The organism is Microbulbifer taiwanensis (genome assembly GCF_014904815.1).
Taxonomy (GTDB): domain Bacteria; phylum Pseudomonadota; class Gammaproteobacteria; order Pseudomonadales; family Cellvibrionaceae; genus Microbulbifer; species Microbulbifer taiwanensis.
Genome location: NZ_JACZFR010000102.1, coordinates 1 through 922 on the forward strand (window position 1 = coordinate 1; position 922 = coordinate 922).

The 922-nt window shown below is 49.6% G+C and carries 2 protein-coding genes; both read left to right on the forward strand.

The features are described 5' to 3' along the window. A partial coding sequence (locus IG627_RS20660; RefSeq protein ID WP_226865508.1) for a transposase occupies positions 1 to 348 on the forward strand: 348 nt, incomplete at its 5' end. Next, positions 345 to 922: IS3 family transposase (locus tag IG627_RS20665; RefSeq protein ID WP_319024626.1), on the forward strand; the 578-nt coding region annotated here is incomplete at its 3' end. The genes IG627_RS20660 and IG627_RS20665, both read left to right, overlap by 4 nt.

Sequence of the window (922 nt, forward strand, 5' to 3'; positions counted from 1 at the left end):
CTGATTCGGAGGTGTCGAATGGCACGCAGAAAGCACTACAACTCTTACGATGACGATTTCAAGGCAACGGCAGTCTCGCTAACCGAAATTCCCGGGGTGCTAACAAAACACGTTGCCGAAGCGCTCGATATCCATGAAGTCATGCTTTATCGTTGGCGCATGGAGATGCGACGGGGGCAGATCATGGCCAAGAAGAAAAACATTCAGATCGATCCAGAGATCAAGTTTGAGCTTAAGCGGCTGAGGAAGCTGGAGCGGGAGCATAACCTCCTCCAGGAAGAGCACGCCCTTTTAAAAAAAGCCATCCAGTTCTCTTTGCAACAAAAAGGGAAATCTTCGAATTCATAGATCAAAATAGAGAAAAGCACAGTATCTCGATGATGTGTAGGATCTACGGCGTCTCTCGTGACGGATACAACTCCTGGCGTCGCCGTGGCGTATGCGAGCGCCGCCGTGAGGATAGTGAGCTATTTGAGCATATTAGGTCGATTTTTGATCGGCATGACGGCTGTTATGGTAGCCCTAAAATCACCGAAGAATTGAGAAAGAGGGGTATCTACGTCGGTCAGAAGCGAGTAGCTAGAATCATGCGAAATCACGGCCTCAAGGCGGTGAAGTCGAGAATCTACACTGCCCGACCTGGGATGTATACGCATGTTTATGGAATTACATGCAAAATAGAAGGCATCAAGGTGTCGCGCCCAAATCAGCTTTGGGTCGGCGATGTTACCTATATCAAGCTCCGTGACGGAAGCTGGCAGTACCTGTCAGTAGTGATGGATCGCTATAGCAGGAAAATTGTCGCTTGGTCACTCAGTGATCGAAGGGATGTCTCGCTCACGCTGTCCAGCATAGACAGGGCTGTACGAAACCGTGGGCACCACAGAGAACTCATATTTCACTCTGATCGTGGCAGCGAGTA